Origin of the sequence: Lysobacter sp. ISL-50, from assembly GCF_018612875.1 — a bacterium.
Lineage (GTDB): Bacteria > Pseudomonadota > Gammaproteobacteria > Xanthomonadales > Xanthomonadaceae > Lysobacter.
The window spans coordinates 164,660-189,456 of sequence record NZ_JAGGRI010000020.1; the positions used below are offsets into that span (position 1 = coordinate 164,660).

The window sequence follows — 24,797 nt, forward strand, 5'->3', positions numbered from 1 at the left end:
CTAACGGACATGAATGCACTTCCTGTTGGTCATGATGATTGCCCCGCGCAGGCTCGATGCCCCCGCTGATACAGGCTGGTTGAGGGGTCGATTCGGCGATGCGTTGCGGGTCCCGCCCCGGCCATTGATCGCGCCAGACCGGCGATTCATTGGAAGATCCCCGCGATCGCCGCGCTGCCGTCCACGCCGACGACGGAAATATGATCCGCCTCGATATCGATGCAGGCGGCAGGCTTGGCCAGGAATTTGTTCCAGCCTAATGCCGGCGGCTGATCGCCGTTGCTGCGCGTCGCGCGGACGATCACGGTCTCGCAGGCTTCCGGCAGCTTTTTCGGACGATAGCTGCGGCAGGCCTTCTCGTTGGCGAGCGAAATCCGATACGCGAGCATGAAATTCTCCCTCGGCATCCAGAAGCCGTTGCGCTGGACGAGATCGAACAGATAGTCGGCCCACCGGTCCTCCGGGAGTTCGCGGAATTCCTCCGCATCCAGCTTCGACTTGCCGCCGAGCGAAGTGATCAGGTTGCCGAAGGCGTCGAGAATCTCATCCGACAGGCTTCGCATCGACGACGCCGGGCAGCGGCAATCCACCAGTACCAGACGCTCGACCACGATGTTCTGCTTCATCAGCTGATGCGCCATCTCGAATGCGACGACCGCGCCGTTGGAATAGCCCAGCAGGCTCAGCTTGCCGCAGTCCTTCAATGCCGCGAGGGTGGCGATGTTGGCTTCGGCCATCGCGCGTATGGAATCGAGCGGTTCGCGCTTGCCATCCACGCCGACCGACTGGATCCCGAACATCGGGCGCTTGCCGTTCATCGCGCGGCTCAAGGTCCGCAGCGACAGGACGCTGCCGTCGGCGCCCGGGATGGCGAAGACCGGCGTTCCCGTTGCGTTGGTCTGCATCGGCACAAGATCGTCGGCCATCGCGTCGCGGCTCACGAACCAGGTTTCCAGATCGGTTTTCGCCGTGGCCGTGCGCAGAAACTTCGAGGCCGAGACCGCCGCGGAGGCGCCCTTCGAGTTGGCGACCGAGTCGGCGACCGAGCCGACGACGTGGATACGATCAATCCTGGTCCGATAGTTCTCGGCCAGATGAGCACCGAGACGCTCGATGTTCGGGTGATTGAACACGACGCTCGGGGAGAGGTTTTCGCCGAGCAACCCGATGACCCGTTGGATCACCGAGGCCATCGCGACCGAATCCAGGCCGAGGTCGAGGAAGTCCGTACCGACATCGACATCCGCGCGCGGGACACGCAGCGCTTCGGCGGTTTCCTGTGCGAGGAAAAGCACGATCTTGTCCGCGGCATCGAGCGCTTGGGCCTTCTCGCCGTCGGCGAGCGCATCGACGAAACGCCACTGGCGCGCAACCTCGCGCGTGACACCGCCGTCCGGCTCGCTCTTGGCTTTCTGCGGCCTGGCCACGGTGGGGATCTCCACGCGCGCCGGCGTATCGGCGTCGTCGAAATCCAGCCAGTAGCGGTTCTTGGCGAACGGGTACGGCGGAATGTCGGTCAACTGCGGCAGCGCTTGCGCGTTGAGGCGGCGCGTCATCGCCACCTCGCGCCAATGGCGCTCCCAGGGCATATCGATGCCGGTGACCCACAGCATCGCGATGTCCTTCAGCATGCCTTCGCGCAAGTTCTCGAGCAGTTTGTCCTCGCCGATCTGCGACTTGATCATGTTGAAGACGCGTGTGTTGTCGCGCTCCTGCGGGCCGCCGATGAAGATCGGGCCGTTGCCCTCCACCGGCTTGTCCGCGGCCAGATGTTTGGCGGCGCGCGCCAAAGCTTCGCTCAGCTCCTTGTGGCTGGCGGCGACGATGGCGAGCCGATGCTCCATCGGTGCGGTCGCCAGCTGCAGGGTGTAGGCGATGTCCTCCAGCGACGGACGACTGGCGTAGAGGGCCAACGAGTCCTGCAGGGATTCGCGCGTGAGGGCCAACGATTCGAGCAGGGATTCGCGCGTACGTGCCGAGAAGACGAACAACTGGCGGCCGCCCTGCTCCGCGCGCGCGACGCCGTGGCCGGCGCGGTATTCCTCGAACAGCAGGTGCACGTTGACGCCGCTGTCGGAGAAGGAATTGACGCCCGCGCGGATCGGTTCGTCGCCGCGGCGCAGCTCGTCGAACGGCAGGGCGCGGTCGGCGATGTACAGCGGATGCGCCCTGGATTCGATGTCGATGAAGCTGTTGAGCGTCTTCTTGGTGATCGTGGCGGGGAACTGCTTGTGGTACAGCGACAGCGCCACCTTGATCGCGCTGGCCACGCCGCTGGCCGGCTCGACATGGCCGATGTTTCCCTTGATGCTGCCGAGCGCGCAATGCTTCTCGCCCGTGGCCGAGGCATTAAATGCGTTCTTGATTCCTTCGAACTCGAAGGAATCGCCCCACTTGGTGGCGTAGCCGTCGACTTCGATGTAGCGGACCGAGTTCGGAGCGATGCCGTGCTTCTCGTAGCATTCGGCGATCACTTCGGTGATGGCTTCGTGCTTGATTTCGGAGATGAAGCTGGCGCGGCCGCGGTTGTTCTGGTGGGTCGCGACGACCTTGGCGAAGATGCGGCGGTTGTCGCGCTCGGCATCGTCCAGCCGCGTCAGCACCAGCAGGCCGACGCCCTCGCCGCGGGTGAAGCCGTTGGCGGCGTCGTCGAACACGCCGCAGCTGCCGTCGGGCGACAGCAGGCCGTAGCGCGCGATAGCCGCGTAGTCGCCTTCGAAGAGATTGAGCGACACGCCGCCGCAGATGGCCACGTCGCACTCGCCCTGCGCCAGGGATTGACAGGCGCGGTGGATCGCAAGCCCGGAGGAGGCGCAACTGGCGTTGACCACTTCGCTCGGGCCCTTGAAGTCGTAAAGAAACGAGATGCGGTTGGCGAGGTAGTAGATCGGGCTGGACGAGCTGAGCGCCGGAGCGCTTGGGATGCGGTGCAGATTGCGACGCAGGTGATGCTCGTATTCGGCGTACTCATAACCGAGGAAAAGCCCCGTGCGCGTACCGCGCAGCATGTCCGCGCGCAGGCCGGCGCTCTGCAGGCCGTGGTATAGCGCCTGCATCACCAGGCGTTCCTGCGGGTCGCACAAGCGGGCCTCGTCTTCGCTGAGGCCGAAGAAGGCAGGGTCGAACCGGTCGACTTCCTCGATCAGCGCGCCCCAGCGCGGCGCGGCGTCGGCGGCGGCGGCGGCGCCCCAACGATTTCCCGTCAGCGGCGCGATCAACGAGCGCTGTTCGATCAGGTTGTTCCACAGCGCTCCCGGTGTCGTGGCATCCGCGAACGTGCAGGCCATGCCGACCACCGCGATCCCGAGGTGGCCGGTCGGCAGCGCGACCGCCTGCACTTCGGCGGGCTCGGCGCCGCGCTCGTCGGCGGACAGGCCGAAGTAATGCGAAAGCGCGTCGGCGTGGTGCTCCAGCAGATGATCGATCACCGCTTGCTTGGAGGTGAAGCGCTCGCCGTGCAGGTCCAGGCCGTATTCGTCGCGGACGAAGGCCAGGATGCGTCCGAGGCCCTCTGCCCCATCGGTACGCGGTTGCCGCCGCGCCTGCGCACGGGGGCGCGGAGCAGCGCCCGCTCCGGCCGGTTTCACCGGTGCCGTGGCCGCGGTAGCAGGCTGTGCGGCGGCGATCGGCGGCGCCTTCGGCACCGGCGCCGCCGGGGACTCGTTCATCAGACCGCCGATGGCGCCCGCCAGCTCGCTGATCGACTTGACCGCCGTCAGCTGCGCCGGCGTGATCGATACCTTGAGCTGTTTGCTCAGGTTCGTCATCAGCTCGATCGCTATGATCGAGTCCATGCCGAACGAGTCGAAGTCAGCGTCGACGTCCAGCCGATCGGCCGGGATTTTCAGCGTGGATGCGACCGATCTGGCGATCGTATCCAACAATGCCGGTTCAGCGACTGCGCTCATTTCAAGTCCCCTGTTTCTTCTGCCAACGCGAAGTCGGCGGCGAGCAGCGCTCTCAGGCGCTCCATTTCGTTGCGGGGCGACGCGTTGCCGGACTGCGCAGGCGCGAAAGCCGCGATTTCGGGCAACGGTGCGGTGTCCTGCACCGGTTCCTCATCGGGTTCGCGGAAGAACCCGCTGCGCTTCAGCATCGACATGCTCGCCTTCACGCCGGCGATCACCGCCTCGATGTCCTCATCGGTGTGAGCGGTAGTCAGGAAGCAGTTGCCTTGGATGTTGGTCTCCACGCCTTCCATGCGCAGCAGGATGAAGAACAGCGCTTCGGTCGCGCCCCAATAGCTGTCGACGAAGCGGAAGCGGAACAACGAACCGAAGGTGTCGATGACCACCGGCAGGCGCTCTTCGCGGAAGAATGCATTGAGCGCGTCGGCGAGATCAGTCGTTTTCCGGTTGAGCCCCTGCTGGAAGCAGGCACATGTACCGTCGGGCGCGGTTTCGGCGCTGCGTTTCTTGATCTCGCTTAGTACCGCGAGCGCGGCGGCTATCTTCAGCGGGTTCTGCGAGTGCGTGCCCGCCATGCCGGTGCGCTTGGAACTGGGCATGCTGTCGTCGTCGAACCGCCAGGTGCCGCCGTCGACCAGATCCATGTATTTCGCCGCGCCGGCGATGACCCCGGTCGGCAGCCCGCCGCCGGGGATCTTACCGTAGGTCGCCATGTCCGCTTGGATGCCGAACAGCCCCTGCGCGCCGCGATGGCAGACCCGGAAACCGGTGATCATCTCGTCGAAGATCAGCGGGATGCCCTTCTCGATGGTCAGTTGGCGAAGCGCCTTGAGGAATTCGACCGGCTTCTTGTAGGGATGACGCGACTGCACCGGCTCGACCAGCACCGTGGCGATCTCGCCGGCGCGCTGCTCGATGGCGTCGAGCGACGCCATGTCGCCGTAATCCAGCACGATGATCTGGTCGGCGAACTCCTGCTCGATGCCCGGCGCCATCGGGAAGCTGTTGCCGGCGAGATCCTTGGTAGCCGCCACCGCATCCGACAGGCCGTGATAGCTGCCGTCGAAAATAACGATCTTCTTCCGGCCCGTCGCCGCGCGCGCGATGCGCACCGCGAACATCACCGCCTCGGTTCCCGATTGCGTGAACAGCGCGCGTTCGTGGCCGGTGATCTCGCAGAACAACTTGCAGGCCCGAAAGATCATGTCGGAATAGCCGACCAGCGGGATGCCCTGGTCCAGGCTGTGCTTGATCGCGTCGATCAAGAAGGGGGCACGGTGTCCGAACAGATTCACGCCCATGTCGCCGGAGATGTCGATGTATCGATTGCCGTCGGCGTCGTGGACGTAGGCGCCATCGGCCTTCGTGTAGGTGATCTGGAAGTGGAGCTTCTTCAGATCCTTGATCAAGTGGAAAGCGCGACGCTGGTCGACGAAGTGGACCTGGTGTTCGAGAACATTGGCCTTGGACTTCGGCACGAAGCGGTCGTACCTCTCGACCAGAGCGGCGATCCAGGCGCGGTGCTCGTCGGTGAGGTCGCGCTGGTCGAGCGCTTTCAGGGGCCGTGCCGCGCCCCTGCCATCGTGTGCCGGCGCGATGCCGTCCGCACCGCGGACGATCGCCAACACCTGCAACTGCGACTGTTTGTCCAGCGACTGGAACAGGCGCATGGCGTCCTGCTTGTCGATCTGCTTCGACAGGATTTTCTTCGATACGTCTTCAACGGGCGTCTGCATGGCGTGATCCATCTCGCGGTCGCTAGAATTGATATTGATATCGCAGGACGAACTGCTTCTGGTCGCGATACGGCCAGGTCCCACTACGTTTGTCGCGTTCGTCAGCGACGAACAATTCGAAATAAACAGTGGAGTTGTCGTCGATCAGGTAGGAACTTAGGAACCTGTACTGGACGCTGGTGTACGGCTTGGCATAAATGGTGAGAAAACTCAGGGTCAACTCGTCGCTGAAGAAGCGGTTGCTTACCGAGCCCACCCACTGGTAATCGTCCCGCTCGCGTCCCACGATGTCGCGGCGCCAGTCGAGCAGGCGGCTCCAGACGACTTCGGTGCTGTAGGTAAGCGCGCGGCCGCCCGGCGAATAATCGAAGCCGAAGCTCGAGTCGAACTGATCGCTCTCGACGATCGACAGATCGCTGCCGCCGGCCGGGCGCGCGAAATACGCGCGCGGACTTTTCAGCGCGACTTCGGCCCGGAACAGGAAATTGTCCTTGGCGATGTTCGCGGCGAAGCCGTACATCTGGAATCGCTGCTGGCGCACCTGGTAATCGTTGTCGATCAGCGAGGCCAGCATCAGGCTCAGGTCGCTTTTGCCGAACGTGCGCTTCCAGCGCATGCCGTACTCGTATTTGTCCGTGTCGCGCCAACTGTCGTCGGGCTTGTGCTTCTCGAAGGCGCCTGGGATGTCGTACTCGGAGCCGCGGTCCGGGTACTTGTTGTAGGCCGGCTTCGGCACGAAGAACGCGGTCCACTGCCCCGTTTCGCCGAAGTGGTCCGTCGTCAGCATCGGCTGTCCGATCCGCGATTCCTCCAGCGGGATGAAGAAAAACTCGGAGCTGTTGCGCGGACTGACTTCGTCCGTGATCGCACCGCCCTCGGAAACGCCCCACGGCAGGATCTGGTAGCCGACCCGGAAACTGGTATTGCCGAAGCTGCTTTGCAGATAGGCTTCGCGCGTGACCTGTTCGCGAAAAAGGTTCTCGCCCTTTGCCTTGGCGCGGTGATCGTTGCTCCAGTACAGGTTGAGCTTCGTATCCAGGCGCAGATACAGATTGCTGGTCAAGGGCTTGGAATATTCCAGCCGGACGGACGAGCGGTTGTTCACCAGCCGCTCCGGCGAGGCGAACTTGTACGAGACCTCGTGCTTCAGGCTGACGCGCAGCGGATCCAGCCAGGCCGCGAGCGTGCTGCCGCCTTGAGCAGTGCCCTCGCCGTCCCCGCTCGCCGATACCGGTTCGCCGGACTTGTGACCAATAAGATCCGGACCATCGGCTGAAGGCTCGCCATCGGCGCGTGGTGCCTGCGCGCCCTGGATCTTGTCCTTATCGTCGTCCATGTTCGGATCGATATCGATTTTGAGATCGTCGAGGCCGACGGTCGTGTCGCTGCCTTGCTTCGGCGGCACCCCGTCGGAGACCTCGGCGCCGCGCGCGTCCAGTGCTTCCGCCTGCGTCTCGGCGGGCGGATCGATAACGACGCCTTCGAGGAAATCGCTGCCCGGATCGGGCGCAGGCTCGGTCTTCTGCGTCTGCGCGCAGGCACCGAAGGCCGCCACCAGGGCCAGCAGGGAAATCGCCGCCGACTTCATCGATCGCGCCTGTAGCGGGCGTGAGCGACAGCCCGGTTCGCCGGCACGCGTGACTGCGTGTGCAATGCGTTCATGTGCGTTCGATTCACGAGGCGATCACCGCCTCGCTGCCATACGCGCTCGATGCGTCGCGATCCTGGTAATAACGGACCTCCTCCGACACCCACAGGTCGTCGAGCGCGCGTTGGGAGATCACCTTGATCAGCGCCAGCTGATCCAGGTCCGAGGCGACGAACGCTTCCAGCTCCCGCATGGCTTCGTCCGGCTCGATCGAGCCGATCCCCAGGCTTTCCATGCGCTTGCGATAGAACGCGTCGGTGACGACACCGACGCTGCCCCAATAGGCCCAGTTGACGATCTTGACCGGGTACGGCTGACGTGCGCGCATGGCCTGCGCGAAGCTGTCCTTGAAGGTGCAGCCGGCGCAGTAGTTCGACTGCCCGGCGTCGCGGTGGAACGACGCCACCGACGAGAAGAACAGCACGAAATCGAGATCCTGGCCGGCGAAGGCGCGCTCGATGTTCACGCTGACATCGACCTTGGCCGCGAGGCTCTGGCGGAAAACAGCCTCGTCCATCGCGCGCACGGTCTGATCCCGCAGGACCAGCGCGGAATGGACCACGCCATCGATCCGCGGGAACCGTTCGCGGATGGCGGCGACCGCGGTCGCCAGCGCCTTCGCGTCGGTGGCGTCCGCGGAGACATAATGCGGCCGCCGGCCCAGGCCCTCGATCGCATCCAGCTTCGCTTCGATGTCGGCATCCCGCGGCCGGCGGCCGACCCAGATCACCTGCGCGTCATAGTGCGCGACCATGTGCCGCGTCCACACTTCGCCCAGTCCGCCGGCGCCGCCTATCACGACATAAACGCCGTTCTGGCGGTAGGCCGAGCGCGAGGACGGCATGCGGCCGACATCGGCGAATTCCTGGCGGAACCATTCGTCGAAGCGGAACGCCAGTCCCCTGCCCTGCTCGTCCCAGGGCAAGGCCAGGATTTCGCGCGGGTCGAGGTCGCCGGTCGATTCGATGTCGAGCAGCCGCAAGCGCCACAGCGGCAGTTCCTTGGCGACGCTGCCGACCATTCCGTGCACGCCGGCATGATGCGGCGACACGCGTTCGCCGTCGAAGACCTGCAGAGCGCGGCGGGTGACGACCGTGAACTTGAGTTCGCGCTCGAACCGGTCGAGCCGACTCAGGGCTTTGAGGATGCGGAACAACGAGAGCACGCCCGCCTCCTGGCTGGGGACGATCGCGTCGTCGTCGCCGACGTCCGCCTCGGGGGCGAACCACAGCAGATGGTCGAACTCGCGCTCGGACAGCAGGCGCTCGATCCGTTCGACCGAATCGCCGGCGACGATCGGCTGATGCTGCAGTTCGATCGCGGCCGCACGCAGCCAGGCGAACAGCGCCTCGTCTCCGCCGAGCAGCAGGCAGCGTTCGCCCGGCGCCGGCGTCACCGTGTCGCGTCCGAAGCGGACCGGATTCCAGATCGGGACCAGCGCATGCAGAGCAGGTCTGGACGCCGGGGTCGCGGCCGGTCTCGCGAGCGCCAGCACCGTCCCGACGGCGCGCGTCGAGGCAACGCTGGGCGCGGACGCGACCGTGCGCGAGACCAGACCGCGGATGCTCACGCGCGAACGGCCCTGGTCGTCGATCAGATCGATATCCAGCGACGGCATGCCGGCGACGGACGCGCCCGGAGCGCGGCGGACCCAGACCCACATTTCATCGGTGGTGACGCCGTGGACGATCATCTCGTCGAAGGCGAACGGCATCACCGCGGCGCCGCTTTCGCTGTCCAAGCCGGCGAGCAGGCCAATCGTGCACTGCATCGCCGAATCCATCATCGCGGGGTGCAGGCCGAAGCGCGGGCCGGACGCTTCCGGCAACCGCAGGCGCGCGATCACCTCGTCGCCGTCGCTGCGCAGCTCGGCGATGCCCTGCATCGTCGGCCCATAGCGCAAACCCAGCGCCTGGAAACGCGCGTACAGCGCATCGCGATCGCGGTTCTCGCCCTCGATGGTCTGGCCGACCGCGGCGATATCCAACGGCTCCGCGTCGATGGCCTGCGCACCGCAGCGGACCGTTCCGCGGGCGTGGGGCGTTTCGCCCCCGGCTTCGGAGAAGATTTCATACTCGAGCCAGCGTCCGCCGCTCTCGTCTTCGCTGTTGTCGTGGAGCGCCACCGTCAGCGCGAACGCATCGTCGACCACTACCGGCTGAATCCAGGCGTGATCCTTGAATTCAAGCGTCCGCGTCTGCTCGCCCGGCAGCGCCAGCATCGCCGCGGCGCGCACCATTTCGACATAGGCCACGCCAGGCAGCACGCGGCGTTCGAGCACCACATGGTCGCGCAGGAAGAATTCCTCACCGTCGAACTTGGACGTGAAGATCAGACCCGATATGTCGGACACATTGGCGTGCAGCAAGGGATGCAAGATCGACGGCGCCGCCGCCGCGATTGCTTCCGGCCGGGCGTGTTCGGGCCGCTGCGGTATCGCAAAGCGTCTTTTCTCGAAGGGATATGTGGGCAGCGCAACGCGCCGTGCTCCCGATCCCGCATACAAGGCATCGAACGACAGCTTCGCTCCGCGGCAGTACAGATCCGCCATCGCGAGCAGTTTGCTGCGCGTTTCTTCAGTCGGCAAACCGCCGAGAACCTGCTGCACCAGAAACTGCGCGAACTCGTCCAGGCCAGGCGTCGCGTTGCCGGATTGCTCGACGTCGAGGCCGACAAAGCAATCCGGCGCGCGCCGATGCCGGTTCAAGCGCCCGAGCTTGGCGAGCAGATCGCTGGCATCGCTCGCCACCAGCACGCAGCGATTCGCAAAGGCACTGCGGCCCGTGGCGAGCGTAAAGGCGATGTCGTCGAGATGTTCGCCCGTGCCGGCTTCGAGCCAGGCGGCCAGGTCGGCGACCTTGCGCCAAAGCGCGGCCTCGGTCTTCGCCGACAACACCACGATGCGCGGCATCTCCGCCGCGCGTGGCGGCGCCGGACGCGGCGGCGGCTCTTCCAGCACCATGAAAACATTGGTGCCGCCGATGCCGAGACAGTTGATCGCCGCGCGGCGCGGCGTGTCGGCCTGCGGCCATTGAATTGAATCGGTGTTGACGTGGAACGGGCTGTTCTCGAAATCTATCTTGGGATTAGGCTTGGCGAAATTGATGCACGGCGGAATGTGCTGGAATTTCAGCGACATCGCGACCTTTATCAGGCTCGCCATGCCGGCGGCGATATCCAGATGGCCGATGTTGTTCTTGACCGATCCGATAGCGCAGAACTGGCGACGCTCGGTCTCGCTGCGAAACAAGCGGCTCAGCGCCAGGATCTCGATCGGATCGCCCATCGCCGTACCGGTGCCGTGCGCCTCGATATAGCCCAGGCTGTCGGCGGATACGCCGGCGTTGTCCAGCGCGCTACGCATGCAGTCGAGCTGGCCTTCGACCTTGGTGGCCAGGAAGCTCATCTTCTGGCCACCGTCGTTGTTGATCGCCGATCCCTTGATCACGGCGTGAATGCAATCGCCGTCGGCCAGCGCCTGTTCCAGGGGCTTGAGCAAGACCATGCCGACGCCGCTGCCGAATACGACGCCTCGCGCGTCCGCATCGAAGGCGCGGACCTGCCCGTCGGCGGAAAGGATGTTGCCGCTCTCGTACAGATAACCGGCCACATGCGGCGTGCGCACGCTGACCGCACCCGCCAGGGCCATGTCGCACTCGCCCGAGCGGATGCTCTGGCATGCCATATGCACCGCGACCAACGAGGTCGAGCATGCGGTCTGCACCGCGACGCTCGGGCCGCGCAGATTCAGTTTGTAGGACAAGCGCGTCGGAACGAAATCCTTGTCGTTGCCGACATGCCAATGGCCCCCGGTCTTGCCGACGACATCGGCGTAGTGCCCGGTGCACGACAGCAGTTGGCTGGAGACGATGCCGCCGGACCCGGCGAACACGCCGACCCGGCCGGGTTGGGTGCCGGGTGGATAGCCGGCATCCTCCATGGCCGACCACGCGCATTCGAGCAACAGCCGATGCTGTGGATCCATGACTTCCGCATCGCGCGGCGGAATCCAGAAAAACTCCGCGTCGAAGCAGTCGTGGTCGGCGAGCAGCGGCGCTACTTTCACATAATTCGCATCGGCCAGCGCTTCGGCCGACACCCCATTGGCCAGCAGTTCTTCGGCGGAAAGCGCGGCGATACCCGAGCGACCGGCGCACAGATTGGCCCAGAACTCATGCGTCGAGGCCGAGCCCGGGAATCTCCCGGACATTCCGATGATCGCAATGTCGCTGTGTTTCCTTTCCATACCGAATCCTGCTGCAATGGATGTCTTCGAGTCCGCCACGCAACGTGGCCGGCCCGGGAATCGCTCGTCTTAAAGGGAAACTGCTTGATCAGCGCTCGTAGGCGGCGCAAAGATCGCCGACCGTGCGCAGGCCGGTTATCGGCACATCGCCGCTCGCGAACGGGTCGTAGGAGAACTCGATTTCCAATATCGCGAGAATGCGGGCGATATGCAGCGAGCGGAATCCGAGATTGTCGATGAGCGCGCTGGAATCGCTGATCGTGCCGAGTTGTACGCCCTCCTCCTCGGCGACGCGACGGAGGGTGTCGTAGATGATCTGCTGGTGTGCGCTCATGACGTTCCTGGAATCGGGTTGAACAAAAGAAACAGCGACGGGGTTGGGCGTTAGCATGAGAAACCGCCATCGACCGCCAGGGTCTGACCGGTGATGGCGCGCGTCGACAGCAGGAAACGGGCGCTGTCGACGATGTCGTGGGTAGTGCACATGGCGCGCATCGGCGTCCGGCGAATGATGCGGGCACGCTGAGCGTCGGTCAGGTGGCCGACCATCTCGCTTTCAAAAAAACCGGGCGCGATCGCATTGACGGTGACCCCCTGCGGTCCGACTTCGCTCGCGAGGCTGCGTGTGAGCCCAAGCAGCGCTGCCTTGGTGGCGCTGTAGACCGCCAGACCCTTATGACCGCGCAGGGCGTTGACCGAGGAGATATTGATGATGCTTCCGTGCCGCGCCGCGATCATGGCCTTGAGGCAGGTACGCGTCAGCACGATCACCGACTCCAGATTCAAGGTCAGTGCCAGATGAATGTCGCGCTCCGACGTCATCGTCAGCAAGCCCTCGATGCCGACGCCGGCGTTGTTGATCAAGGCATCGATGCGCTTGTAGCGGCGCAAAACGTTCATGCCGAAGGCCCTGACTCCGTCGAGGTCGGTCCCCTCGATCGCTTCCCAATGGAAGCGCGCGCCGTCGGGATCGGCGCTGCGCAGCTCATCGATGAAGCTGTTGCTGGAACGGCTGAACGTGGCGACGATGTCGCCCGCGTCGAGCCGGTCTTGCACCAATGCCTGCCCCAGTCCGCGGCTGCCGCCGCTGATGATGACCACTCGGTTTTCAGTCGACAATTTCTTGCTCCCTTTCGGCATTAACGACATCGTCCTGCGCTTTGCGCGCGGGGCGGCGAATCTTCTTGAAGCGCGCGCCAAACATGGGTTCTTCGCTGACCCCTACCCCGACCGGCACCTTGAACGGCGGCAGATGCTCCCGGCAATGCGCGCGCACGCGCCGCTCGACCTGCGCCGCCGGCTCGGGCACGATCAGTTGTACCGTCGCGAAAACCAGTTGCCCGGTCAGTGCGCTCGTCTTGCCGCTGACGACGACATCGCTGATGTTCTCCACTTGCAGGATCAGGTTCTCGATCTCGCTCGGGTACACCTTCTCGCCGCCGACGTTGATGATCTCCGACTCGCGCCCGAGTATGCGCAGGTAGCCATCGCGCTCCTCGACCTTGTCGCCGGTGTTGAGCCACCCATCCTGATCGAAAGGAGATGGCGCATTGAGATAGCCGATCATCGCCGCGTCGGTCCTGATCCACAGGATGCCGTCGACGATGCGGGTCTCATGGTGCTGCCCGCCGACCCTCATCCAGGTCGAGCTCGCGTCTTCCGATCGCGTCGGCAGTATCCCGACTTCGGTGAGTCCATAAGTCTGTTTGCAGCGCACGCCGGGCAAGGCTTGGTTCAATGCCTTGAGCGTCGCCAGCGACATCGGCTCGGTGCCGTAGGTGATCAACTCCAGCGACGACAGATCGTAGGTGTGGTGCTGATCCGAAATCAGGAGCATGTTGAGAAAGGTCGGCGTGGTCGGCAGCAGCTGAACGCGTTGCGACTCGATCGCATGACATACCGCGGCGACCGAGCGATCCGCGACAAAAACCGCGGTGCCGCCGTTGAACAGCACATGCAGCAGCGTGTTGACGCCGCCGATGTGGTCGAACATCAGGAAGATCAGGGTGCGATAGGCCGCCCCGGGCTTCTGCAAGACATGCGCGATCAGTCTCGAGAAACGATGCACCGAGGCCTTGTTCTTGCCGGTGGACCCGGAAGTGAACAGGATCAGCCCGGCTTGCTTCGGCTCGCCGCGCAGGCGATCGAGCAGCGGGTGACGCCGACCATGGTCGCAGTGCGTGTACCGACTGCCGCCGTCGTTCGAAAACTCGAAAACGCCATCGACGCATGCGGTCGCGAGCGCGTCTCCCACTTCGAAGTCGCTGGCGGACAGGAAAGGCACCACGACGTTCGCGTTTTCCACCAGCGCGAACAGCAGCCCGATCATGTCGCCGGAGACCTTCCCGCGCAGCGAAATACATGCGCCCGGAGCGATGTCCATCGCCTGGAGTTGCTTGCGCCAGTAACAAATCCTGGCATGCAACTGAGCATAGTCGAGCGTCGCGCCGTCGCAGACAATCGCTGTGCGCTCGGCGTGATCGGCCCAACCTTCGATTAGTTTCGTCAGATTCTGCATTCAACCCTCCGTGTTCGAAGACCCGCAACGCGGGTGGATCAGCCGATTGTCCGGCCCGGCAATGTCAAGTCGACGACAGGATCGATGCCTGCGCGCCGCGGTTGCGGGCGTGGCGAGGCGCATCGCGTCCCGACTTGGGTGGCAAAGATGCATGCTCATCAGCCCGCGCCCGCCTCGAAGATCGCGTCGAGCGCGTCCTCGAATTCGAGGCTCGCCATGCGTTGCTCCGTGTAGTCGGACGCCGGGGTGCGATCTGGGGCGTAGAGCGATTCGAGCATCGAGGCGAACTCCTCGTCGTGCACGCGTTCGGCGTCCGGCGTCGCCGGGTAACCGATCGTCAGGCCCTTGATCTTGATGAGCACGCGGCCGTCGGCATCGATCACGTCGATGTCGATCACGGCACGGCCGTCGTGGCGGCCGCCGCCGCGCGCCGACCGAACCCAGATCACGCCTTCACGGGCACCGACGGATTCGAACGCGATGCGTTCCAGTGCGAGCAAGGTCGTTGCCGACGGTGGAACGCCGCCGCTGGCCAGATGGTCGAGGCCGGCCAGGTGCGAGAGCGAGAGCAACGCGAAGGTGTCCAGCGCATCCACCGCATCGACTGCGCCATCAGGCTTCGGCGGCAAGCGAAATTCGAGCAAGTGCTGTCGCTCGCCGCGAAGGCAGGCGACAACGCCGTCCGGCAGGCGGTCGCGGGCCATGCCTGCATCGACCATGGCGCCATAGAAGTTCGCGGCGTCGTGGACTTCGCCACGGAACAAGGTGCGTAGTTGCGACAAATCGATGCGGTCCGGACCCTTGCTCGCGTCAAAGTTGCCTCGCCCCTCGCACAGCATCGACTCGCCGTCCGCGCCCGAGGTCCTCACTTCGAAGTCGAATTCGCTGTCGCCGGTCGCGTACAGATCCGCGCAGACGGTGCCGCCCTGTGTTGCGGGCTCAAAGCCCGCCCAGGCCAGAGAACGCAGTTCGATGCGCGTCTTGTGTCCACGCTCGCCGAGGGATTCCCGTACCGCCAGCCGTACCATTTCGACCGGCAGCAGGCCCGGCAGTCCGGCTTCGGGCCGCAGCGCCGTCCCGCGCAGCGATTTGTCGAGCGCCGCACTGTCGGACGCGAACGACTGCCGCCCGAACACCGAGACATTGCGATGCAGCAGCGGATGCATGACCGCCTGGCTGCCCGCCTTCTGCTTCTCGGGGGCGATGCTGAACCAATAGCGTTCACGCGCGAAGGCGTAGGTCGGCAGGGCGCAGCGGCGCATGGAGTAACCGCTGTACAGCGCCTTCCAGTCTGGCTCCTGCCCCTGGAGCCAGACGTCGAGCAGCGTCGTCAGATCGCCCTCGCGCAGCCATCGCTCAAGGGTCGCGGCGTCGGTGGTGGGAATGTCCGCCTTGCGGCGCACGCTGGACTGGCGCACGCCGGCTGTCGCGGCGTCGCCGTCGACGTAGGCCTGCAGCCGTTCGATCAGCTCCTGCGCGCTCGCCACGATCAGGGCCATGCGCTCGGGCATCACGTCACGGCCGACCTGCAGCGTATACGCCACATCGGCGACGTCTTCTTCCGGATGCTCGCGCAGATGCGCCAGCAGGCGTGCGGCGTTGGCGCGCAGGCGGTCGGCGTTCTTGGCCGAGAGCACGATGGAATACGGGCCGTTCGGGCGAGCGCGCGGCGTAGTGTCGTCCGCAAGGTATTCCTCCAGCACGACGTGCACATTGGCGCCGCCGAAACCAAACGAGCTGATGCCCGCGCGACGCGGATACGCGTGGCCTTGTGCGTCGACTGCCGGCTCCCAATCCTTGGTCTTCTCCACTGGATAAAAAGGCGTGTTGTCGAGATTGATGTAGGGATTCAGTTTCTCGAAGTGCAGCAGCGCGGGAATCTGCTTGTGTTTGATGGACAGCAATACCTTCAGAATGCCGGCGATGCCGGCCGCGGTTTCCAGATGGCCGATGTTGGTCTTGGCGGAGGTGAGCCCGATGTGCGGCTTTACCGCCGGCGGCAATTGATGCTTGCGGTACAGCTCCGAGAACGCCTTCTTCATGGCCTGTATCTCGATCGGATCGCCCAGGCTGGTGCCGGTGCCGTGGCATTCGAGATAACCGACGCTGCGCGGATCGATCTCGGCCTTTTCGTAAGCTTCGACCAGCAGATCGGCCTGCGCGTTCGGGTTCGGCGCGGTCAGCATCGTCACCTTGCCGCCGTGGTTCTCGGCGGTGGATTTGACGACGGCGTAGATGTGATCGCCGTCGGCGATGGCGTTTTCCAGCGGCTTGATCAGGATCGCGCCGGAACCTTCGCCGCGGACGTAGCCGTTCGCGCGCGAGTCGAAGGTCTTGCACTTACCGTCGTCGGCCAGCATGCCCGCCGCGCCGAAGGAGATGTGGCCCGCGGGGGTGAGCATGACCTGCACGCCGCCGACGATCGCCATGTCGCAGCTGCCGGTGTGGATCGATTCGATCGCGCGGTGCAGGGCCACCAGCGAACTCGAACACGCCGTGTCCAGCGGCGCGCTGGGCCCGTGAAGATTGAGCAGGAAGGACACGCGGTTGACCAAGATCGCGTGCGAGGTGCCCGAGGCCGAATAGCCGTCGAGTTCCGCCTGGTTCGTCGCCATCAGATCGATGTAGTCGCGGGTAGCCGCGCCGACGAACAGACCGGTCTTGGTGCCGGCCAGATCGGAGACGCGATGGCCGGAATCCTCGATCGCGCCCCAGACGCTCTCCAGGAAAATTCTCTGCTGCGGGTCCATCATTTCCGCTTCGCGTGGCGAGATGCCCCAGAACAGCGGGTCGAACTTGTCGACCTCGCGCATGAAGCCGCCCCACTTCGACCGCGTTTTATTCTTCTCGGCCATCGGATCGCCGTAATACGCTTCCCAGTCCCAGCGGTCCGGCGGAATGAGCGTGACCATGTTGTTCTCGGCCTTGCTCAGCTTGTCCCAGTATTCGTCCAGCGTGTCCGCCTGCGGCATCACCCCGCTCATGCCGACGATGGCGATCGGCCGCTCAATGAAACGGCGCCCCGGCGAGAAGCGGCCCGTGCCTGCGGGCGCCGGCGCGTCCGCCACCGCGAGTGTGTTCTTGGATGCGAATACCGGCTGATCGTGGACCACCTGGGCCGTGCCGGTCGATCCGGCGCTGACGGCCGGCGACGGCGTGCCCGCCTGCGCATGCACGCGCAGCATGTTCTCGCGGTAATCCTGCGCGAGATGCTTGGCGATTTCGCGGATGTTCGGATATTCGAAGAACAGGACCGGCGTGATGTCCAGGCCGTACTTGTCGTTGACCATATTGCTGAACGAGGTGAGCCCGATCGAATCGAAGCCCAGGTCCAGCAGGATCGTGTCGAGATCGACATCGTCGGCGTCGATCTTGAGAAAATCCATGACGATCCGCGACAGCCCGTCCTGGACCTGGATCGCCAGATCGCCGCCCTCGCCTGCCACCGCTGCCGGCGCGGTCGCGGACACCGCTACGGCGGCCTTGGGCGCGTCGGCCGCGCCGATGCCCCACGCGCGCTCGACCTTGTCCTTCACGCCCTGCAGCACCGCGAGATGCGGCAGATCGCTGTGCAGGCCCCGCATCAAAGCCTCGATACCGACCTCGCGCCGCAGCGGCCGGATACCGAGATTGCGCTCGAAGAACAGCGCGGTCTGCTCGTCCAGCCGCATGCCGCCCTCGGCCCAGATCGACCAGTTGAGGCTGAGCGCCTTGCCGTGCCGCTGTCCGGCGCGCGCGCGCGCATTGCGCTGCGCGGCGAACGCATCCATGAAATGGTTCGCGAACGAGTAATCGCTCTGGCCGGCATTGCCCGCCAGCGCCGCCAGCGACGAAAACATCACGAAGAAATCCAGCGGATCGTCGCGCGTCGCATCGTCCAGCAGCACCGAGCCGCGGATCTTGGGCGCGAACACGGCCGCCATTTCCTCGCGGGTCTTGTTGCGCAGATACGCATCGCGCAGCACGCCGGCACTGTGGATGATGCCGTGCAGCCCGCCGTAGCGGTCCTTGCACACGCGGACGAGTCTTTCGACATCCTCGCGCCTGGACACGTCGGCCGGCACGTACACCACTTCGCCGCCAGCGGCGCGCATGGATTCGAGCGCCGCTTCGGTTTCCGGCTTGAGCGCACCGCGACCGCTCAGCACCATCCGCGCCTGGAACTGTTTCGCCAGATGTTCGGCGAAGATCAGGCCCAGACCGCCCGCGCCGCCGGTGATGAGGTAGACGCCGCGGTGCCGGATCGGGGCCGCTTCCTGCGCCGGAGCGCTGGGTTCGGGGCAGTCGTGGATGCGGCGCAGATAGCGTATGCCTTCGCGATAGCGCACCGCGAGGGCCTTGGTGTCGTCGCGGAATTCCGCTGCGATCGCGGCCACCGACACCCGGTCGAAACCGGGTTCGACGCCCGAATCCGCGCCGACGATTTCGACGACCTTGCATGCGAGTTTCGGACTCTCCGCGCGCAGGATCGTCGCGAAGCCCTGGATCGCCTCGTTGTGCGGTTGCGCCACGGGCGGCGCGCTGAAGTACAGATACTGCAGGCGGACATCGGCCTCGCATTTCTGCGCGATGACCGCCTGGGTCAAGTAAAGGAACGCGTACACGCCGCGATCGAGCGCCTGCATCGTGGCGTCTTCGGCCGACAAGCCGTCGGCGCCCGTGCCGGGCAGCGCCGACCACGCGAAGCATACGTGCAGCGTGGCATCGGACTGTTCGCGCAGCGCCGAAAGCAGTGTGTCGAAATCCTCGCGCTTGCCGGCATCGATGCGATAGCGATGGGCGTCGACGCGGGCGAAACCGTCGCCGGGCAACACCGCGATCAGCGTGTCGGGATCGCCTCCGGACGCTGCCAGCGCGGCTCGGTAAGCGTCGTGGCTGGCCTCATCGGGCGCGAACAGCACGATGGCCTGTCGCGAGGGCTCGGCCGCAAGGAAAGAGAGCGGCGATGGCTGCCAATCGGTCCCGAAGTACAGGGTCGAGAACGCAGCGTCGGCGTCGCCCGGCGGCGGCGCCTTGGACGCGGCGCCGGGCTTCTCGTGCACGTCGAGCAGCGGCACGCCGACCGAATCGCGCACCCTGACCAGCACCTTGCCCTGCTCGTCGACGATGAGCACATTCATCTTCGACAGGTTGGACGATTTCTTCTCGTCCTTCGCCTCGGTCACGTAGCTGTAGCAGACCTGCGTGAGCGGATGCAGGATCTCCACTTCGCCCAGCGAATACGGCACGAACATCTCGCCGCCCGCGTCCGCCAGCCGCGCGGCCATCGCCGCCTGGAACGAGGAATCGACCAGCGAGGGATGCAGCACGAACTCGTCGAAGCGCGTGCCATCCAGCGCCGGCATCTTCAGCGCGCCCAGCACTTCGAAGGCGGCCTGCGGATTGCGGCGGACTTCGGTCAGCGCCTGGAAGCTGGGTCCCAGGCCCAGACCGAGCGTCTTGAACAGTGGATAGGCGCGTTCGGCGTCCATGACCTTGTCGCAGCGTCCGCGGATCGCGGACAGATCGACGTATTCGTCCTGCGCCGCGTCGTCCTGGGCCGTGGCGTAAAAGAGCTTTCCCTGGCAATAGAGTTGTTTTTTTCCATCTTCGCGTTCGCTGAAGACCTCGAACACCACCGAGTCGCCGGCGGGTTTCAGTTCGATCAGCACCTCGTTGGGAACTGCGTTGCGCACCGTCAGCGGGCTGACCCAGAGGATGTTCCTGATCCTGCGGACCTTGCGCCCCGCGGCGATCTCGCCGGCCTTGCGCGCCAGATCGAGATAGGCCACGCCCGGAAGCGTCGGGATGTCGGATACCAGATGGTCGTAGATGAAGAATTCGCGGTCGGTGAATACCTTGCGGAACACCTGGCGCTCGAACGTGGATTCGTTGCTGTCGATCAGCGGATGCAGGCCGGCGGCCTGCCCGGCCTTCATCGGGCCGATCGCGCTGCCTTCGACGGGTTCGAGCCAATGACGCTTGTCGGCGAACGGATACGTCGGCAGCGAAATGCGCCTGCCCTGCCCGCCGGCCTGCATGCCCTGCCATTCGGACACCAGGCCGTCGATCCACAACTGCGCCAGCTTCATCGGATCGCGCGATTTCGCGAGCAGATCGACGAAGGCTTCCTTTTCCCTGCGGTTGAGGATCTTGGTGATGCCTTCGGCATTCTTCACGTGGCCGATCAGAATGTGCTCGTCGCGCGTGCCCGCCAGGAAGCACTGCAGCCTGTCGATCAGCCGCTCGTGGTTGTCCGCAAGGATGGCGACCCGGTGATCGAAGGATTTGCGGCCAAGCTGCAGGGTGAAGGCGATCTCGTCGAGGCTGGGCGCGGATGCGTCGTCGCGGTGTTTTCCGAGGAAGGATTCCAGCCGCATCGCGACCTGGCGCAATTGCTCTTCATTGCGCGCGGACAGCGGAAAAATCCGCAGTCCGCGTTCCACCGGCGCGCCGTCGCCGGACGGTGCGGTGTCGTCGACCGCTTCGAGAATCACATGCGCGTTGGAACCGCCCGCGCCAAAGGAGCTGATGCCCGCGCGCAGCGGCTGCAGTACGCCGTCCACCTCTTTCGGATGCCACGGTGTCAGCGCCTGCTGGACCACGAACGGCGACTGCGCGAAATCGATGAATTCGTTGAGCTGCGCCGAATGCAGCGACGGCACCAGGGTGCGGTGACGCATCTGCAGGATGGTCTTGCACACGCCCGCGATGCCCGCGGCCGCTTCCAGATGGCCGATATTGGTCTTGATCGAGCCGATCGCGCAGCTGCTCAGCGCGACCTGGTCTTTTTCGAACGCCTGGTTGAGGCCGGCGATCTCGATGGGATCGCCCAGTTCGGTGCCGGTGCCGTGGGCTTCGATGTAGCCGATGCTGCGCGCATCCACGTTGGCGTTCTTCAGCGCCATGGTGATGACGTCGCACTGCGCCTTCGAGTTCGGCACCGCATAGCCGCTGTTGCGTCCGCCATGGCTGATCGCCGAGCTCTTGATCACCGCATGGATGTTGTCCCGGTCGCGCCGCGCCTGCGACAGCGGCTTGAGCAGCAGCGCGCCGACGCCCTCGCCCGGCACGTAGCCGCTGGCGCCGCGGCCGAAGGCGCGGCACAGGCCTTGTTCCGACAACAGGCCGCCGGCGACGGTGATTTCCTGCTTGCACTGGTGCACATCCAGGTTGACGCCGCCGACCAGCGCGGCAGCGCATTCGCCGCGCCGGATGGCATCGCAGGCGAGATGGATCACAGTCAGGCTGGCCGAACACGCGGTGTCTACCGCGATGCTGGGGCCGGTGAAATTCATGAAATAGGAAACGCGGTTGGCGACGCTCCACAGGAACGAGTTGGCGATCACCTGGTTGCCGGCCAGGCGCTCCTCCGCGCCGACCATCTGGTACATCGCCCACACCGCGCCGACGTACACGCCGATCCGGCGCGCGCCCAGTTCATCGCTGTGAAAGGCTTCCGGATAGTAGCCGGCGTCTTCCAAAGCTTCCCAGGCGACTTCCAGGAACAGGCGTTCCTGCGGGTCCAGGGTTTCCGCTTCGCGCGGCGAGATGTTGAAGAACAGCGAATCGAAACGATCGAGGTCGTCGAGAAAACCGCCGCGGTACCGGCCCAGCGCATCGCGGTTGCGCCGGCGATCGAACCGCGACTGCGGAATCTCGCTGATGCAGTCGCGGCCCTGGGTCAGATTCTCCCAAAGCTCGTCGACATTCCTGGCTTTCGGCAAACGCGCGGCCATGCCGACGATCGCGATGTCCATATCGACCTGCATCGGCATCTCGGACGCGCGCGATGCGGCAGCCTCGTCGGCATGCACGCTGTCCGCCGCTTGCGGCGTTGAAGCGGGTGTCGCCGAAGCATGCGTCAGCGCAGCTTGCGGCTGTTGCATGGCAGGATCATGCGCATCGCCCGCGGGCGCCGACGCGACTGTCCGCGGCGACAGCAGTCGATGGAGCGCGAGCCGGACGTTGAGATCGCCCGCGCCCTCGGCGGCGCTGAGGTCGGGAATATTGACGATGTCCGCGAACGCATCCACCAGCCGGTCGCCCAGCTGCTTTACCTCGTCGGCCTTGAGGCCCACGGGAATGGCCAGTCTGACCAGCTGATTGAGCGAGGTGTTCTGCTGCATGCCGACGCTGTGTGCGCCGGCGCGGATGCCCGTCGCCAGATAGAGCCATGCCGCGAACGATGCTACCGGTGCGACGAGATCGCGAAACTCCGGAATCCGCTTGACGTCGATCAAAACGCAGTGAGCCGTCGCCGGACGCACGACAGGCAATTGCCGCTGCGCCAGACGCATCCCTAGCGCACGCACGGCATCGACACGGCGACGGACCTGGGTCTCGATGTAGCCGCGGTTCTGCAGCGATGCCGCGATGCACTTCTTCTCGGTGACGTCCAGCGCTTTGCCACCGCGCTGCTGCAACGCCTGCAGCCGGTCGTGCAGCGCCTGATCGTTGGTGGCGATCAGTCCGCCCTTGTTGACGCAGAAATCCTTCGCCAGACTGACGACGACCGCGTCGGCCTGCGACAACAAGGCCTCGCAGACCTGCCACAGCGAGGCGTCGCGCCATTCAGGGTCGTTGTCGATGACGACCAGTGCGTTCTCCAGCACACGCGTGGCATCGAGGACCAGCGATACTCGGTGTTCGCGCAACAACGCCTTTACCTGTTTGAGATGCGACAGCGACACCGCGCCACCGCCTGTGGCGTTGTCGGTCAGCTCGATGCAGACGAAAGCGATGCCAGCGCCATGAGCGGCGATCTCGGCCTGCAGCGAGGGCAAATCGAGGTTGCCCTTGAAGGGCGCGTCCGAGCGCAGATCGAATGCATCGGCAGTGGGAATTTCTACCGGGGAGTATCCGTTGTCGATCTGATGGAAGATCGTGGTGGGGAACAGGATGTTCTGCGGGACTCGGCCCTTCTTGTCCCATGCCTGGCAGAACAGCGCTTCGGCGGCGCGCCCGGATTCGGCGAGCGTGAAGTGCTTGAACGGGAATACCCGGCGCAAGCCGGCGTTCACGTCGATCGGACGCTGGATCTGCGCGAACAGGGTCGCCATCTGCTTATCGATGGCGGGCAGGTGCAGCTGCGCCCAGGAGTCGGTCTTCAGATCGAACTCGACCTGCGCGGCGGGAATGTTCTGCGGATTGAACCCGGCCGCTTCCAGTGCTTTCCAACGCGGGCTGGATGCGACGTCGACAGCGACGGTTGCGGCGGCGGTCGAGGCAGGCGCCGCATTCGCTTCCGCGGCGGACGCCGGTGCAAGCGAAGCGTCGTCGAGCGGCGGTTCGTCGCTGTCCGCGACCGACGGGTCGGCGATCATCAGGATGATCTCGAGAATATTGTCCGCCTTGCCTGCATCCACGGCACGGCACAGGAAGATGTCCTTGCTTTCCGGACGGAACTTGTTCTTGAATTGGAGATTGCCCGCGTCGTTGAAGATCTCCTGGCGGCGCAGATCCTCGAGGATGTTCTCGATCGCCGGGTCCGCGTCGGGGGAATCGGCGAGTTTGCAGCCGTAGGTGCCGCCGAGGCTGAAGACGCTGCAGCCTTCCTCGCGCAGCGTCTGGATGATGTTGACGATCGCGAATTCCAGCCCGCCGAGCGGCATGTCCGGTCCGTAGAATTCGAGATCCATCAGATAGCCGGCGCCGGCCGCCATCGGCGACACCAGGATCGCGTTGCGCAGGACATCGTCGACATAGGTCAGGAACAGCCGGTGCTCGCGGTCCAGCGTGCCCGCGAGGATCTCGGCCCTGACGATGTGGATCAGCGGATTGATCATCGTGCGCGTCGCGCACCACCGGTCGATGATGCCGGCGACCGCCTCGGCGGTCTTCGCATCGCTGCCGCAGACGTATTCTTCCGTACGGCAGGCGCCGGCGTTCGCGAACTTGGACACCAGATAGCGCAGACGTTTCATCTTCTGGCCTTCCAGCGTGAAGGACGCCAGGTCGGTCACACGCTGCATCACGCCGAACGGCGTCGCGGAAAAGCGCTTGCCGCACAGCTCGGGCAGCCGGTCTTCGACGAACACATTGAACTGCAGGCCGTGCGCGTCGCAGTACCGGTACAGCTGCTCGGCGAGCTGCGGGAAGTGCTCTTCCGGGCCGGTATAGCCGTACGCCAGCAGGATGCCCCTGCCTTTGCCGCAGTTGAAGTAGCCGCGCTGCGCGTCGCCGAAGAACAGCAGCGGCGCGATCATCGCGGTGCCGCGCGACACCGAGGATTCGTTCTTGTATCGATCGAAGATCTCGAGCCGGCGCTGTTCGAGCTGCGGGTAGCGATGCAGATGTCTGAGCGCAATCATGGCCGGCAACCGCGTTTCGCCCGTGTGGCTCGTTACGGCCCGCGCAGGTTCGGTTTGTGCTGAAACGGCTTGTGCCGAAGCGGCTTTCGCTGGAGCGGTATGCGCGTCACTGGCGTTCGACGGACGCGATTGCGCTTGCTGCGTAGGCGCGGACGGCAAGGCGTCCGGGAATTTGCGCGTCAGCACGCCCGCATGCGCCTTGACGAAATACCGGGCGAGATCGCCAACGTTGAAGTTCTCGAACAAAAGCGTCTTCGGCAACGTGCCGAAGTCCTGTTCGAGGCGCTTGAGTATCTTCAGGACCAGGAACGAATTGACGCCGAGTTCGCCGAACGGCGTTTCCGCATCGAAGACCAGCGCCGTATCCGCCGCTTCGCAGATCAGCGATTTCAGATAGCGCTCGGTGCGCTCTTGCAGGGTATCGTGATCCATCATTGCTCAGCACCCCT

The 24,797-nt window shown here is 64.8% G+C and carries 8 protein-coding genes; all 8 read right to left on the reverse strand.

Annotated elements, in window-relative coordinates; translation table 11 throughout:
- Positions 1 to 146: 146 nt before the first annotated feature.
- Positions 147 to 3,908 (reverse strand): beta-ketoacyl synthase N-terminal-like domain-containing protein, encoded by a 3,762-nt coding sequence (locus J7J50_RS13265; RefSeq protein ID WP_215058589.1) that lies wholly within the window; start codon positions 3,906 to 3,908, stop codon positions 147 to 149.
- Positions 3,905 to 5,533, reverse strand: a complete 1,629-nt coding sequence (locus J7J50_RS13270) for an aminotransferase class III-fold pyridoxal phosphate-dependent enzyme (protein WP_215058590.1) — start codon at positions 5,531 to 5,533, stop codon at positions 3,905 to 3,907. The genes J7J50_RS13265 and J7J50_RS13270 overlap by 4 nt, the downstream gene beginning before the upstream one ends.
- A 133-nt stretch (positions 5,534 to 5,666) precedes the next feature.
- Positions 5,667 to 7,232 carry a hypothetical protein gene (locus J7J50_RS13275; protein WP_215058591.1) on the reverse strand — a complete coding sequence of 522 codons (1,566 nt, stop codon included), beginning with the start codon at positions 7,230 to 7,232 and terminating at the stop codon, positions 5,667 to 5,669.
- 85 nt (positions 7,233 to 7,317) lie between these two features.
- Positions 7,318 to 11,538, reverse strand: coding sequence for a type I polyketide synthase (locus tag J7J50_RS13280; RefSeq protein WP_285222312.1), 4,221 nt, complete (start codon positions 11,536 to 11,538; stop codon positions 7,318 to 7,320).
- 88 nt (positions 11,539 to 11,626) lie between these two features.
- The gene (locus J7J50_RS13285; protein WP_215058593.1) at positions 11,627 to 11,872 is read right to left on the reverse strand and encodes a hypothetical protein; all 246 of its coding nucleotides are present in this window, start codon (positions 11,870 to 11,872) and stop codon (positions 11,627 to 11,629) included.
- Between the two features lie 50 nt (positions 11,873 to 11,922).
- Positions 11,923 to 12,639 (reverse strand): SDR family NAD(P)-dependent oxidoreductase, encoded by a 717-nt coding sequence (locus J7J50_RS13290; RefSeq protein ID WP_215058594.1) that lies wholly within the window; start codon positions 12,637 to 12,639, stop codon positions 11,923 to 11,925.
- Between the two features lie 7 nt (positions 12,640 to 12,646).
- Positions 12,647 to 14,056 carry a fatty acid--CoA ligase family protein gene (locus J7J50_RS13295; protein ID WP_215058595.1) on the reverse strand — a complete coding sequence of 470 codons (1,410 nt, stop codon included), beginning with the start codon at positions 14,054 to 14,056 and terminating at the stop codon, positions 12,647 to 12,649.
- Between the two features lie 158 nt (positions 14,057 to 14,214).
- Entirely contained in the window at positions 14,215 to 24,783 is a 10,569-nt protein-coding gene (locus J7J50_RS13300; RefSeq protein ID WP_215058596.1) for an SDR family NAD(P)-dependent oxidoreductase, read from the reverse strand.
- Positions 24,784 to 24,797 lie beyond the last annotated feature (14 nt).